The sequence below is a fragment of the Halomonas sp. McH1-25 genome (assembly GCF_022348165.1).
Classification (GTDB): domain Bacteria; phylum Pseudomonadota; class Gammaproteobacteria; order Pseudomonadales; family Halomonadaceae; genus Modicisalibacter.
The window spans coordinates 34,041-47,559 of sequence record NZ_JAKRFI010000006.1; the positions used below are offsets into that span (position 1 = coordinate 34,041).

Here is a 13,519-nt window from a genome sequence, read left to right on the forward strand (position 1 = left end):
CGACAGAGCCATTTAAGCGGAGAGGGAAAACCGGAACTATCAGGCAAACCCCGATAGCGACTCAGGAAGTCCCCTAGGGGAAACCCTGAGGGGGTCTAGTGACAAAATAGCCAGGCGAAAAGCCTGGCTATTGGGGGCAAGCCTAGCCAAGCGTCTTTTTGGCCAAGGCTGGAACGTTGGGAGACGAACTATTCTGACGTTTGAAACGTGGGCTCTGTCGATGTCAGAAAGCCTTCCTGGAAGGTATCGGGGGGGATAGGCGGGCTAAGCAGATAGCCTTGGACCTGGTCACATTTGAGCTCCTCAAGCAACCGCTTCTGCTCGTGTGTTTCGACACCTTCCGCCACAACGACCATGCCCAGCGAATGCGCCATTTCGATCACGCTGCGCACGATCGTTACGTCCGATGGACTGCTCTCCAAATCGCGTAAGAAACAGCGGTCGATCTTGACCGTATTCGGCACGAACGACCTGATGGAGCTCAACGTAGAGTAGCCTGTGCCAAAGTCGTCAACGGCAATTCTTACCCCCAAGGCCTTGAGTTCACTAATGATTTCGACAGTCTTGCCAGCTTCATGCATGATCGACTCGGTCAACTCCAGTTCCAGGCACTCTGCAGCGATGCCATAGCGCTGCAGCGCGCTTTCCACCTGTCCGACTAGGCCCGGCTGTAATTGCTTGAGCGATAGGTTGACTGCCACGACGAAACCATCCGATTGCTGCCTCTGCCAGAGAGCGAGCTGAGACAGCGCCTGATGAATGCACCATAGCCCAACCTGAACGATCAGTCCGGACTGTTCAAGCAGAGGGACAAAGCGCAGCGGGCTTACGAGCCCATGAACCGGATGGTTCCAACGGATCAGTGCTTCAGCGCCACAGATTCGCTGTGAATGCAGATCAAGCTTCGGCTGGTAGTAAAGAACGAATTCCTGCTTTTCCAAGCCACGATGTAGCTCTGTCTCTAAACGCAACGCGTCCCTATTACTTTGCAGCAGACCGGGAGTGAAGCATTGATAGCCTGAGAGCCCCGCCTGCTGCACAGTATAGGCCGCTGCCGTGGCGCTCTTGATTAAAACCTCTTCGTTATCGCCGTCTGCAGGGAAACGTGCCACACCGATACAAGCCGTCAATGTGACCAGTTCCTCGCCTAGCGTAAAGTGCTGCTTGAACTCGTCCAGCAACGCTTGGACCACGCCAGGGTAGTGTGTAACGTCTTCCTCTCGGCTGAGCAGGATAGCAAACTCGTCACTGGAAATACGCGCCAGATAGCCGCGACCATTCAAGGCAGTTTGAAGACGCAAAGTGATCTGGCCGACCAAGTCTTGCTTGACCTGCTGGCCGAAACATTGCCGGACCCACTTGAGACGATCCAGACTGAGCAACACCAGTAAAAATTCCTGGTTTGCCTGCTTCGCCTGGGCACACTGCACTTCCAGCCGGCTGGAAAACAGGACCTCGTTGGGCAGACCACTCATAGCATCAAGTTGCTCCAACGAGACCAACCGATCACGGTATGTTCGCGCTTCGGTAACGTCCTCGGCAATTCCCACGATACGCTCAGCCTTTCCATCAACATCGTAGAAAGGAAATGCCCGGTTGCGTACCCAGTAGACTCGCCCACTAGCATCCAGCGCTCGATACTCAACCTCAGCGGGTTCATGCCGGGTCAGTAGATTATTCTGGAACGCGAGCGCCTGTGCCTTATCATCGGGATGGACTAGATAAAGCCAGGCATCGACATCTTCATACAGGTAATGCGGCGCCATGTCCCAAATCTTCTCAAGCGCGGGGCTTACATAGCTGAATCCGCTCTTGATGACGTCATAGACCCAGTAGACATGCGGCAGGTATTCCACCATCTCCCGGAAGCGGGTTTCGCTGGCTTGCAGTTTTGCGACCAATTCATGCTGCTGGGTGATATCTTCATGCATGACAAGAAATTGCCTGCGCTCGGTCGCCATGGGCAGTGCGTTGACCTGAAATATCTGTTGCCCTTTAGCCAGATTGGCCACGTATTCCAGTGTGAAGGGGTCCCCAGTGCCACTCAGCAACGCCTCAATCCTACTGCTGAGTTCGGAGCCTGAAGAGTCACCACGCAGGGAAGCCCTATTGCATAACTCAAAGTAACTGCTGCCTATGCCTGTCCAGGCCTGCAAGTCATCGTTGAGTTGAAAGTGGTTTATCCATGCCTGGTTCGTAGAAAGGATGTCTCCAGCTTCATCAAGGACACAGAACGGCTGAGGCACTGCATCAATGACGCTCTTCGCATAGGCCTCTGCATCGACGAGGCGACGCTCGCGCTGCTTTTGTACTGACACATCCTGCATGCAACCTACTAACAAGCCTTGTGAATGTGCCTGAGATTTCAAAAGTTCGCCCAAGAGCTGGAAATCACGCCATGTGTCGGCATGAGCTGTATCGCGGAAACGGGCTTGCACGCTGAGGAACGTCTTGCCCTCGTTCAAGTCCAGTAACGCAGAAACAAGGGCCAGGCGGTCGTCGGGATGCATTTGACGCAGCCAACTATCTTTCGTGAATTCCGCCGTTAAGCTCTCCACGCCTAGTAGCGAGGCTGCCTGTTGAGAGAGAATCAATTCATTGGTTGCCAGATCAAACTGCCAATCAGCAAAGCCAGCAACCTTCTGGGTCAAGCGCAGCCGCGTTTCAGCCGCCTGACTTTGCTGCAGCGCCTTGACCTGGGCGGTAATATCACTGAAGAAAACGTAGATACCTTCCGGCTTGGGATAGGCATCAACACGGCACCACTTCTTTAAAGGTTCGAAATAGGCCTCGAAGTGCCGCGGTATACCGAATTCCAGTACATCACAGGAGGCCAGCGCGAAGTCGCCGACCAAAGCATCCGGAAACGCCTCCTGGAAAGTCATTTCTAGCAGTTCATCTGCTTTATGCCCGAGCAGCTCTTCAGCCTTGCTATTCAATTGCAGGAAGCGTCCTTTCCTGTCGACGCAGAAAAAACCGTCATTGAGGCTTTCGAGCAGGTCTTGGAACGTGTGGTTAGCTGTCTTTAGCTTCTCAAAACTATTCTGAAGATCTGACACGTCCCAGGACAATGCCAGAATCGACTCGACCTCGCCCTTCAAGTCGAAGATGGGTACAACCAGAACCTCCCACCATTTGGGAGTCCCTGCCAGCGTTGGACAGAACCCCGAGAAGCGCCCCGACCTCCCCTCTCTGGCTTCAGCGAAAGCATGTTTCACTGCACGGCGACTATCAGCCGGCCAGAATTCCAACCAGTTGCTGTCATGGAGCGGTGCGAAGTCACAAACCTCCATCAGTGCCTGGCCAGCCACATTCATGCTTTTTAACCGGCCCTGCAGATCGATCTCCTTTAGGCAACCATCCTCAAGGTGAAGAATCACGTCGCTGAACTGCGCCAACAGCCGGTTCCGCGTTGTCGAGCGAGCTAATGCACTTCGCAAGGCATATACCCGCCCGATCAGGTGACCGGTCAACATCCCGAGGCCAGTCATCAGTGGTTGTCCACTTAAAAGTCCAGCGAACCGGGGTTCAGTCATTTGCCATACCAAGCCAGCCACGCTGAGCATCAGTAGGCTGATGGTTATAGCCCTGTTCTTAGTATCGACAGCCCCAGCCAGGGCGAAGGCTCCCATGCACAGGCCAAGTGAGACCATGCCCAGCCCTAGGTGCAAACTTGCCAAGCCCCCGACCAGTGCAAGTAATGCCGCAAGCCATACTACCCAGGCAGGAATGAAATCAAACCTGCAGTGGAAGGCAGCATGCCGAGCCAGATAGCGTTCCAGAAAATCATCGGCATGAGGCGCAGACATAGAGTGCTCACTTTTTTTTGACCAGTAACCTAGTTTGCGGTATCGGGCCAAGGCCATCTATCGGGAATTCCCCTAGGAAACGGGGCAGGAACCACCTAACCGGTAAAAGGATCTCAGTCCTCGGGGCTGACCAGCCCCTCTCGAACCGCGTAAAGCACCAGAGACGGAATGTCATGCAGGTTGAGCCGATCCATGATCTGGGAGCGATGCGTTTCCACAGTCTTCATGCTGATACCCAGACCCTGGCCGATATCCTTAGTGGAGCAACCTCGCGCAATGAGCCTGAGTATTTCCGTCTGCCGGGGTGTCAGCGTAGGCGTGTTGACCTTGCTGCGGGCCGAGGGCTCGACAATGGCCGATTGAATGACAGTCTTGGCGACACCGGGGCTGAGGTAGGACTCGTTTCTGGCTAGTGCCTGCAAGGCCAGATCCAGCTCCTGAGCAGCGGCATCCTTCAATAAATAGCCACGTGCGCCCAACCTGAGTGCAGCTAGAACGTAGTCGGGCGTATCATGCATGGACAAGATCAGTACTTGTACGTCGGGAAATCGGGTGCGTATCTGCTGCAAGGCATCCAGGCCACTCAAGTGCTTCATGTTGATATCCAGCAACAGAATGTCAGGCTTGGCTTCGTTCAGGATCGCCTCTACTTCTCTGCCATCGCTGCCCTCCGCCACGACTTCATGGCCTGGTTGATCTTCCACGAGCGCCTTGAGCCCTGCCCTTACCAGTACGTGATCGTCAACTAACGCAACCCGCTTTGCTCCAGTCACTTCACTCACGCCCCACGTTGGGAAGGCAACCACGCAGTAACACGTGTCCCTATCCCCTCTAAACTGTTGATAGTGAGATGGCCTCCCAGAGAGGCCACTCGCTCCCGCATGCTGGTCAAGCCCAGACTTTGCGTCCCAAGGGCAACGTCTGAGGTGTCGAAGCCACAGCCGTCATCCAATATTTCAAGCCGTAGCCCATCTTCATCGCGACTTAGCATGATCCGCAGATTGTCCGCTTGGGCGTGTTTTGTGGCGTTGTTCACTGCTTCTTGTACGATTCTGAAAGCTGCGACCGCCTTGGCAGGTGATATCGTTTCAAGAAGTCCTTGTATCTGAAGTTCCCAAACTGTAGGCGTCGCCTCAAGAAAGTGAGACAAATGCCAGCGAAGTGCTGCTTCCAGGCCCAGGGTCTCCAACTGCAGCGGGTGCAACGATAAAGACAAGCGACGGACTTTCGCCAATGCCTGGTCGGTTCCTTCAACCAGTCCGTCCGTGATCGCTATAGCTTCTTGATTGTCGAGCTTGCGAATCAGCCGTTGCAGGTGAAGTTTCAGTCCTGTCAATTGCTGGCCGATATCGTCGTGGAGATCACGCGCAATCTGTCGCCGTTCGACTTCCTGGATCTCGATGAGACGCTGAGAGAGATACTTCAATTGTTTGTTAGCCTCTTCCAATTCGAGCCGCATCATCTGGTCCTGAGTTACATCACGCAACAGCCACTGGACGTCTCGACCGTCGTCACCCTCCACCAGCACTTCTGTAATCTCCGCGTCGAACTCGCTACCGTCTAGGCGCCTGAGTTTTAAAAGACGTGCCTGTTGTCCCTTGATTAACCCTTGTTGTAACGCATGGAGGCGATCCAACTCTCGCGCTTGGTTAGATGGAGGAACAAACCGTGACAGATCAAGGGTTGCCAGCTGTTGCCCTGATACGTTGCCCAGCATGCAACAAGCTGACGGGTTAGCACTCGAAATACGTGACTTGCAGAAAGTAATCAGGCCTTGTGGCAAGTTATCTACCAGACTCTGGTATGCAGTTTCCTGTCGACGCAATGCGGCATGGTGTTGGCTATATACAGATTTATCATTTATTACAAAAGCCGGAAGCAGACCAGCTTTAAAAAAGCTGGAACAGGGCTTCTCGACAGACTGATATAAAGCATGATCGCCTTGCTTACTCTTCCCTGACGTAGATGCTTGTTGTGCTCCATGCAGAACATGCCACGATTCAGCAATTTTTTTTGCATGATCTTTAATAAGTGACAACATTACTTCTGTGCCAGGCCCGGTCAGCTTATGAGTAGAGGGATTTCCCCAGTACGCGTCGGCTTACATCGAATTTTTATATTTTTTTGCAATACTACCTAAATGACAACAATAAACCGAGCTGGGGGGAGCGGTTATCTCGATTACGCGATACTGCATAACCATTTACTCACATATCGAAGAAGACAATGGCTCAGTAAGGCAAAGAACCTGGGCTTTTTTCACTCTTTTACCTCGTTGGTGGTGTGCACCATCATACACGCAGGGTAATTTACCATCATATTTTATCGGCGAGGCAGAAAAAAGATGAAAAAACACTAAAGGTTTTGGTATTCCTGCCGATAAGGATGATAGCTGACACGTCTTAGCCGAACGGTAGATAGACTATGTTGAGGTAGGTTACAATTGATATCCCAAGGCCGGGCTGAAAATCCTCTTTTGAAAACGCTGCACTAGTTTTTCTCTCGCTGTTATTTATCAATATATTGATTGCTCTGGCACGGCCAGACATTCACCCTGGGACTACATCATGTATTACAATCATCCCAGTTTGCTCTTATCTACTCCTGCCCACTCGCCTTGCACTCCCAACAACCCTTGTAGCTCTTATAGGAGCTATAATAGCTTATTACATAGGAGCCAGCTTCGCGCCCTATCGGCTTGGCAGCATATTAATGCTGCATATCTTCTTTCCTGTCGCTGGGATTTTTATTGTTTGCCACTTCTACACGCGCAGTCAATTCAAAACCGACAAGACTCTGATGGAAAAGGTTTTCCTCGACCCGCTCACAGGACTGTGGAACAGAGAGAAACTAATACAGGATTTTGAGATAGAAAAAAACCAGGCAATCATTACAGGCATGCCCTTAACTTTAACACTCATCGACCTTGATAATTTCAAGCTTATCAATAACAACCACGGGCACGATACTGGCGACGCAGCACTTGTTTCCCTCTCCAATCTACTAAAAAACCATATGCAAGGTATGGACTCAATTTACCGATTCGGAGGCGAGGAATTCGCCATTATCTTAAAGAACACAGATGCTAGTGTCGCAAAAAGGAAAACAGAGGAAATCAGAAAAGCTTTAGAGGAAAAAACAATCACTCATCGCGAAACAACTCTCAACATAACGCTAAGCGCCGGGATTGCTGAGTTAGGCCGAGACGGGCAAGATTGGCAGGCCATGTATCATTCCGCCGATAAGCGCCTTTATGCCTGCAAAAGAAACGGACGCAACTGTGTTGATAATGGGACCTCTGTGTGAAGGTTTCTGGACTTTACTCCTAGGGCTGAGACGGAGCTTCTCGGCACCGCGCTGACAATGATGACAAGTGGCTTCCTGAGTCTCGCGGTTGTTGCCGGTCAGCCTGCCGAACGATCGACTAGCCATGACGCGTTGCCTGGGCTCGTCGACGTCGTTCTTCTCGATATAGGAATCAACTGCAGCCCGGGCACTGCACGCTCGAGTGTGACAAAAAACTTGCGGCGGATGCGCTTGGGATCGGTGTTACGCAGATCCCAGGCAGAACGAATCCCCAGTTTGTTGCAACGCGTCTACGCTAGCCACAGCCGCCAAAGGGAGGCAGATCCCATGCCCATCCCTATTGCCAGTAATGGCCGGCGCAGACACAAGATGACGAGGCCGGCCACTATTGCAGCGAGACGGGCACCTCCGTCCCCCTCGATGACCAACGGCGTAATTACGGCGATCAGTACCGAGCTCGACATGGCATCCACGAAACGCCTTGCCTGCGGCCCAACCGGGATACGGGCCATGATGAGCAAGCCAGCCGCCCTGGAAAAGTAAGCAATTAGCACCAGAAGTCCAATGGCAGCTAGTGATTGCGTCGTCGTGATTGGAGCCATCAACGTTCTCCTGAAGCAGAACTCGGCCGTTGAACGACAGCAACTAGCCCTCCCGTGAGCGCACCTACCATCACATGCAAGTAAGGCGGCAAATACCAGTACGCCAGCATGGCGCTCACCGCAGCTGCCAACCAAGGTACATAGAGCGAGTTACGAGGCCCAGCGCCTATGACCATCACAAGCAGGAAACACAGCATGATGACATCCAACCCGTAGCGCCGGGGTTCGGCAATGCCCTCCCCCCACACCAATCCCATGCCGGTACCGATGACCCAGGCAGCCCAGAGCGCCAGTCCTCCGCCCAGTAATACACCAACATTGCGCTCACCATGTTGGTAGGCACTGAGCGACATCGCCCAGTTGGAGTCGGTGAGTAATCCGATCACGGCAAACCGCTGACGCTTGGGCAATGTATATAACCAAGGATGCAAGGCAGCGCTCATCAAGATATGCCGGGTATGAATAGCGAGTGTCGTGGTCGCCATGGCCAGCAGCGGCAGCGGTGATTGCCAGAGCTCAAGCGCCGCAAACTGTGATGGAGCCGCGAACATGAAAGCACTCATCAGCATCGCCTCCCAGCCTGCCATTCCGTTATTGGTAGCAGCGACGCCAAAGGCCAGACCAAACACTACCGTGAAGCCTGCCAGTGGCAGCATCTGGCGCATTCCTCTCCAGGTACCAGAAACATTCAGCCTGGCTGGCTCAGCATTGCGGTCCATGATTCTTCCCCTACGAAAGACTAAAAACAAACAAGCTCGCTTGTTTTTTAATTATCTGTCCATTAGGCTCGAAATTGGGGTTTAGAACAAGTTCGCCCCCTAAGTGACAGGTATCTAACAGCAATAATCGCCGACCGTCACGGCACTGGAGACAATAATGATCTGCAAGCCCAGTAAGCTGGCATTGGGAATGGCTGCGCTCGCCTTGCCCATTCTCGCCATCCCCGCGTCTGCTGCCACTTCCTTCATTGCTAACTCGTTCTATGATCAGCAGCACCCCCACTCGAAGTATGGATATATCGAGTGGGCAGAGAAGGTCCGAGAACTGTCTGGCGGTGAGCTGCAGCCCGATGTATACACAGGGACCGTCCTCTTGGCTCCTCGGGCCAGCCTGCAAGGGATTCGCGACAATGTCGTCCAGGTCGCTCACCATGCCGCCGTTTATACCCCTTCCGAATTGCCCGTCGCCAATGCGGTGCAAGAGCTTGGCTTTAACTTCGATGACCCGCTCATCGGGATTCTGGCAGTCACGGACTTCAGCCTGAACAATCCGACCCAGCTCCAGGAATGGAAAGACGTGGGGGTCGTGTACCTGGGCGCCTACAATACGCCGCCTTATGTACTGTTCTGCCGTGAGCCGGTGCGAACCTTGGAAGAGCTGCAAGGAAAACGGATCCGGACAGCAGGCTCGACAGTCTCGGCATGGGTCGAAGAGGCTGGCGGCATCCCCGTCAATGTGCCTTCCAGCGAGATGTACAGTGGCCTGGATCGTGGATCGCTGGACTGTGCCTCGAATGCCGCCAACGACCTGATTGACCGATCGCTCTGGGAGGTCGCCGAACATACCACGTTACTGCCAACAGGCATGTACTGGTCTGGTCCTCAGTGGGGATTCAATCCTGAGTTCTGGGCGGGGCTGAGCGATGAGCAGCGCGACGTCTTCAAGCAGGCCACCGCCCAGGCCATGACTCGCATGATCGTTCAGTACCTTGGCACAGCCGATGCCGCCCTTGAAGAGGCCAAGGCCAAAGGCAATAACGTCTATGAGCCCGGCGAGGATCTCATGGCGTCCGTCGAGGCCTTCCGTGAAAAGGCACTGACCAATATCTACGATACCGCACGTGATAAGTACGGTCTCACGAATTCTGAAGCGGTCATCGATGACTTCCTTGCGACCTATGACAAGTGGGTCGAACTGGTCGGCAACGTCGACCGGACGGATGAGAAAGCCCTCGCCGAACTGGCGATGCGCGAAATCTATGACAAGCTGCCGGCAGACTACGGCGTTTACTGACACCGTCTGGTTAACCCTGGGGACCGCCGAAGGCGGCCCCCGCGCCGATGAGGTATCAGATGACTCAGCGTCAGACACAAGAAGAGCGCTCCCGCCAGACACAGGCACGGATAATGAAAGGCACGCTGGCGTGCATTCTCAACAAGGGCATCCGCGCCACGTCCACGACCGATGTCGCCAAGCGAGCGGAAGTGTCTCGAGGTGCGCTGCTGCACCATTACCCGACCAAAGAATCCTTGATGCGTGCAGCCCTGGAAGACTTGCTGAGTCGCGAAGTAGAAAGCGTTCGCGACATGGCAGAGCGAGTCCGTGCCGGCACGCTGGACTTCGATACGCTGCTGGATACGCTCCATGAACATTTCAAGGGTGATTTGTTCATGGTCACACTGGAGTATCTGACGACTGCCCGAACCGACGATTCGATCAAGGAAGTGCTGATACCGCTAGCCGCACGCTTCAACGAGTCACTGGAGAGCATCTGGGAACACCTGCAGTCCAACACCCGTCACAGCACCCACGAGAACCGCGTGGCGCTGAATGCCACGTTGTGCATGATGCGTGGCATGGGCGCGCAGAGCATCTGGCGTGACGATCCCGCACTTTACCGAGACATGCTTCTGTTCTGGAAGCGGACCCTGATCGAGGCTGGCTTCACCAGCCGCCAACCGGCAAAGGACAATGGGAGACAGGTGACATGACTTCTCGCCCTTCCTTTCTGGAAAACATTAGCGCCTGGATCAGCAAGCTGGCTCTCGTCCTGGCGGCGGTGTTTCTCGTGCTGATGGCTCTGCATATCACCGTGGATGTAGTCCTGCGCTTCATCATCGGCAACTCCTTTCCCGGCACGCTGGAAATCGTCTCCTTCTACTACATGGTCGGTGTGGTGTTCCTGCCCCTCGCCTATGTCGAGCTGAAACGCGAGCATATCAGTGTGGATGTCCTGGTCGGACGCTTCTCGGCACGTATCCAGCTGGCTCTGTACCTTTTTGCCGGCCTGCTCGGCCTGGTGTACTTCGGCCTGCTGGGTTACCAAAGCCTGCTGGACGCCATACGCGCCACGAACCGACTGGAGACTGCCATGGCGAACTTCACGTTCTACCTGTGGCCCAGCCGCTGGGCACTTCCTGTCGGTTTCGCCGCCATGTGCCTGGCCATTCTCGCCAACCTTGCCAAGGCCCTTCGACTTCGCCAAGCGCTTTAGGAGTTCGTCATGAGCAATCTCGAAATTGGCATGGCAGGCATTGTCATTGCCTTGGCCCTGATCGCCCTGCGGGTCCCCATCGGCATAACGCTTGGCCTGGTCTCGATCATTGGCATCAGCCAGATGACCAGCATGTCGATTTCCTGGGGCATGATCTCCGCGACCCCCTTCGATTTCGCCGGCACCTGGGAGCTGACGGCGGCCCCCATGTTTTTGTTCATGGGGTATCTGTGCACCACGACCAACATGACACAAGGCCTGTTCCAGGCCATGCGGCTCTACTTGGCCCGGCTGCCAGGCGGCCTGGCCGTTTCCAGTGTCATGGCCTCGGCCTTCTTTGCGGCGGCCTCGGGCTCCAGTGTGGCGACCTCCGCAGCCATGTCGCGCATCGCCGTGCCCGAAATGCTCAAGCACAATTATGACAAGGGACTCGCGACCGGGACGGTAGCTGCCTCGGGCACACTGGGCTCACTGATTCCCCCCAGCGTCCTCTTGGTGCTCTATGGCGTATATGCTCAGGTCTCCGTCGGTCAACTCTTCATGGCCGGCTTCTTGCCTGGGGTGGTGTCCGCCCTGCTCTACATCGGGATGATCATGGTCAGGGCCAAGCTCAACCCGAGCTTGGCAGGTAACGCCACCGTCCAGTCCAGCTGGCAGGAAAAGTGGGACGCCTTCAAGGATATCTGGCCCCTACCGATGCTGATCGGGGCCGTGCTGGGCGGCATCTTCCTGGGAATTTTTTCTCCCACGGAGGCCGGCGCCGTCGGCACGTCGATTGCGGCTTTGATCGCCCTGGCAAGACGCACCCTGACCCTTGCTGCGATCAAGGAAGCGCTGATCAGTACCGCTGTCAGCACGGCCAGCATTTTCATCATCCTCATCGGCTCGCTTTTCTTCACGCGCTTTCTGGCGCTGAGCGGTGTGCCAACCGCTTTCTCCGAACTCATCCTGAGTGTAAGTACCGAGACCTGGTGGATCATTCTCGCCGTTACCCTGATCTATCTGGTCCTGGGCATGTTCATCGACTCCATCGGCCTCTTGCTGCTGACACTGCCATTGATTCTGCCGCTGGTTCAGGGCGCCGACCTCAACCTGGTGTGGTTCGGCATTATCGTCATCAAGCTGCTTGAAGTGGGGCTGGTGACGCCACCGATCGGACTTAATGTCTATGTCATCAAGGGCGCGCTGGGCAGCAGCGTTACCCTTCCCGAAGTGTTTAGAGGGGTAGGCTGGTTCATTGCGATGGATCTTGTCGCCCTGCTGCTGATTGTGCTGATACCGGCGCTGTCTTTGTACCTTCCCCAGCAAATGTTCTGAACGACCGTCAAGGAACTCCAATGACAACGATACGCTTCACAAACGCCAATGTTATCGATACGCGCAAGGGTCAGGTACTCGCCGATCACGAGGTGCGCATAAAGGATGGGCGCATCATCGACGTCAGCGCTGAGCCGTTGGATGGCCAGGATGAGCAGGTCGTGGATTTGAAGGGGCGCTACCTGATGCCCGGCCTTGTCGATTCGCATGTCCACGTCACGGCCATCACGCCGAATTTCGCCCTGCTCGAAACCCTGTCGCCGTTCTACGTAGGCGCCAAGTCGAACGAACTCCTTGAAAGCATGCTGATGAGGGGATTTACCACGGTACGTGATGCGGGCGGTGCGGATTACGGCCTGGCCAAGGCCATCGAGGAAGATAGCTTGATTGGCCCGCGCATTCTTTATTGTGGCAATGCCCTGTCCCAGACTGGCGGACATGCCGATATGCGTGGCCCTGGTCAGCAGACCTTTGAAGGCTGCTTTTGCTGCGCCGGCCTGGGGCGCGTATGCGATGGCGTTAGTGAAGTACGCCGTGCGGCCCGCGATGAAATCCGCAAGGGGGCAACGCAGATCAAGATCATGGCGTCGGGTGGCGTCTCCTCGCCTACCGACCGCATCGACAGCACCCAGTTCTCGCTGGAAGAGATCGACGCCATTGTCGAGGAGGCGACGGCAGCCAACATTCACACCATGGCCCATGCGTACACGGCTCGTGCCATCAACCGGCTTATCCCACGCGGCGTGAAAACGATCGAGCACGGCAACCTGATGGACGAGGAAAGCTGCCGACTGTTCCTCGAGTACGATGCCTACCTGACCCCGACACTTGCCACTTACGATGCCTTGGCCAAGGAAGGCGTCGAAGCCGGTATGGCTCCCCATCTCCAGCAGAAAGTTTATGACGTCCTGGATGCAGGCGGTAAGGCCTTGGAAATGGCCTATCGTCATGGAGTCAAGATGCTGTATGGCTCTGATCTGCTTGGTAGTATGCAGCGCCATCAACTCAATGAGTTTAACCTGCGTAAGGACGTGGTACCGGCTGACGATCTTCTGCGCGCCGCGACTTGTAATGCAGCCGATGCGTATGGTTATACGGGAGACTTCGGCGAAATAATTCCCGGGGCAAGGGCGGACCTGCTTGTCCTGGGTGAGAACCCTCTGGAAGACATCACGGTGATGACGCAGCCTGAGCGTTATCTGCTCGCGATCATGAAATTCGGGTCATTTTACAAAACAGAATTATAAATAATTTCATTTGCCAGGTTGGTT

The 13,519-nt window shown here is 54.8% G+C and carries 11 protein-coding genes and 1 pseudogene; 6 read left to right on the forward strand and 6 right to left on the reverse strand.

Annotated elements, in window-relative coordinates; genetic code table 11:
* Window positions 1-188: 188 nt before the first annotated feature.
* The 3 genes from MHM84_RS15140 to MHM84_RS15150 all read right to left on the reverse strand — a co-directional run bounded on the left by MHM84_RS15140 (window position 189) and on the right by MHM84_RS15150 (window position 5,850).
* Complete coding sequence (locus MHM84_RS15140; RefSeq protein WP_239267195.1) at window positions 189-3,809, reverse strand: EAL domain-containing protein; 3,621 nt, start codon at window positions 3,807-3,809, stop codon at window positions 189-191.
* A gap of 113 nt (window positions 3,810-3,922) precedes the next feature.
* Window positions 3,923-4,615, reverse strand: a complete 693-nt coding sequence (locus MHM84_RS21585; RefSeq protein WP_343218293.1) for a response regulator transcription factor — start codon at window positions 4,613-4,615, stop codon at window positions 3,923-3,925.
* Window positions 4,588-5,850: an ATP-binding protein gene (locus MHM84_RS15150; RefSeq protein WP_239267197.1), complete on the reverse strand. Its 1,263-nt coding sequence runs from the start codon at window positions 5,848-5,850 to the stop codon at window positions 4,588-4,590. The genes MHM84_RS21585 and MHM84_RS15150 overlap by 28 nt, the downstream gene beginning before the upstream one ends.
* Before the next feature lie 452 nt (window positions 5,851-6,302).
* Between MHM84_RS15150 and MHM84_RS15155 the strand changes: the two are divergent.
* Window positions 6,303-7,115, forward strand: a pseudogene (locus MHM84_RS15155) (GGDEF domain-containing protein); the annotation flags it as partial.
* A 290-nt stretch (window positions 7,116-7,405) separates the two neighbouring features.
* On the opposite strand, the gene MHM84_RS15160 reads toward MHM84_RS15155, so the two are convergent.
* The 3 genes from MHM84_RS15160 to MHM84_RS21480 form a co-directional block, all read right to left on the reverse strand.
* Window positions 7,406-7,717, reverse strand: a complete 312-nt coding sequence (locus MHM84_RS15160; protein ID WP_239267199.1) for an AzlD domain-containing protein — start codon at window positions 7,715-7,717, stop codon at window positions 7,406-7,408.
* The gene (locus MHM84_RS15165) at window positions 7,717-8,436 is read right to left on the reverse strand and encodes an AzlC family ABC transporter permease (RefSeq protein WP_239267200.1); all 720 of its coding nucleotides are present in this window, start codon (window positions 8,434-8,436) and stop codon (window positions 7,717-7,719) included. Before MHM84_RS15165 ends, MHM84_RS15160 begins: the two co-directional genes overlap by 1 nt.
* Before the next feature lie 114 nt (window positions 8,437-8,550).
* The gene (locus tag MHM84_RS21480) at window positions 8,551-8,685 is read right to left on the reverse strand and encodes a hypothetical protein (protein ID WP_275445818.1); all 135 of its coding nucleotides are present in this window, start codon (window positions 8,683-8,685) and stop codon (window positions 8,551-8,553) included.
* Between MHM84_RS21480 and MHM84_RS15170 the strand changes: the two genes are divergently transcribed.
* Genes MHM84_RS15170 through MHM84_RS15190 form a run of 5 tightly spaced genes read left to right on the forward strand, consistent with a single transcriptional unit; the run spans window position 8,627 to window position 13,495 of the window.
* Window positions 8,627-9,730, forward strand: coding sequence for a C4-dicarboxylate TRAP transporter substrate-binding protein (locus MHM84_RS15170; protein WP_239267393.1), 1,104 nt, complete (start codon window positions 8,627-8,629; stop codon window positions 9,728-9,730). The genes MHM84_RS21480 and MHM84_RS15170 overlap by 59 nt on opposite strands.
* 59 nt (window positions 9,731-9,789) lie before the next feature.
* Window positions 9,790-10,428, forward strand: coding sequence for a TetR/AcrR family transcriptional regulator (locus MHM84_RS15175; RefSeq protein WP_239267201.1), 639 nt, complete (start codon window positions 9,790-9,792; stop codon window positions 10,426-10,428).
* Window positions 10,425-10,931 carry a TRAP transporter small permease gene (locus MHM84_RS15180; RefSeq protein WP_239267202.1) on the forward strand — a complete coding sequence of 169 codons (507 nt, stop codon included), beginning with the start codon at window positions 10,425-10,427 and terminating at the stop codon, window positions 10,929-10,931. The genes MHM84_RS15175 and MHM84_RS15180 overlap by 4 nt, the downstream gene beginning before the upstream one ends.
* 9 nt (window positions 10,932-10,940) lie before the next feature.
* Window positions 10,941-12,248: a TRAP transporter large permease subunit gene (locus tag MHM84_RS15185; RefSeq protein WP_239267203.1), complete on the forward strand. Its 1,308-nt coding sequence runs from the start codon at window positions 10,941-10,943 to the stop codon at window positions 12,246-12,248.
* Between the two features lie 20 nt (window positions 12,249-12,268).
* Window positions 12,269-13,495 (forward strand): amidohydrolase family protein, encoded by a 1,227-nt coding sequence (locus MHM84_RS15190; RefSeq protein ID WP_239267204.1) that lies wholly within the window; start codon window positions 12,269-12,271, stop codon window positions 13,493-13,495.
* Window positions 13,496-13,519 lie beyond the last annotated feature (24 nt).

Coding starts and splice junctions, on each gene's coding strand:
- MHM84_RS15140 (WP_239267195.1), bottom strand. CDS start 3,809: ATGTCTGCGCCTCATGCCGATGATTTTCTGGAACGCTATCTGGCTCGG.
- MHM84_RS15150 (WP_239267197.1), bottom strand. CDS start 5,850: ATGTTGTCACTTATTAAAGATCATGCAAAAAAAATTGCTGAATCGTGG.
- MHM84_RS15160 (WP_239267199.1), bottom strand. CDS start 7,717: ATGGCTCCAATCACGACGACGCAATCACTAGCTGCCATTGGACTTCTG.
- MHM84_RS15165 (WP_239267200.1), bottom strand. CDS start 8,436: ATGGACCGCAATGCTGAGCCAGCCAGGCTGAATGTTTCTGGTACCTGG.
- MHM84_RS15170 (WP_239267393.1), top strand. CDS start 8,627: ATGGCTGCGCTCGCCTTGCCCATTCTCGCCATCCCCGCGTCTGCTGCC.
- MHM84_RS21480 (WP_275445818.1), bottom strand. CDS start 8,685: ATGAAGGAAGTGGCAGCAGACGCGGGGATGGCGAGAATGGGCAAGGCG.
- MHM84_RS15175 (WP_239267201.1), top strand. CDS start 9,790: ATGACTCAGCGTCAGACACAAGAAGAGCGCTCCCGCCAGACACAGGCA.
- MHM84_RS15180 (WP_239267202.1), top strand. CDS start 10,425: ATGACTTCTCGCCCTTCCTTTCTGGAAAACATTAGCGCCTGGATCAGC.
- MHM84_RS15185 (WP_239267203.1), top strand. CDS start 10,941: ATGAGCAATCTCGAAATTGGCATGGCAGGCATTGTCATTGCCTTGGCC.
- MHM84_RS15190 (WP_239267204.1), top strand. CDS start 12,269: ATGACAACGATACGCTTCACAAACGCCAATGTTATCGATACGCGCAAG.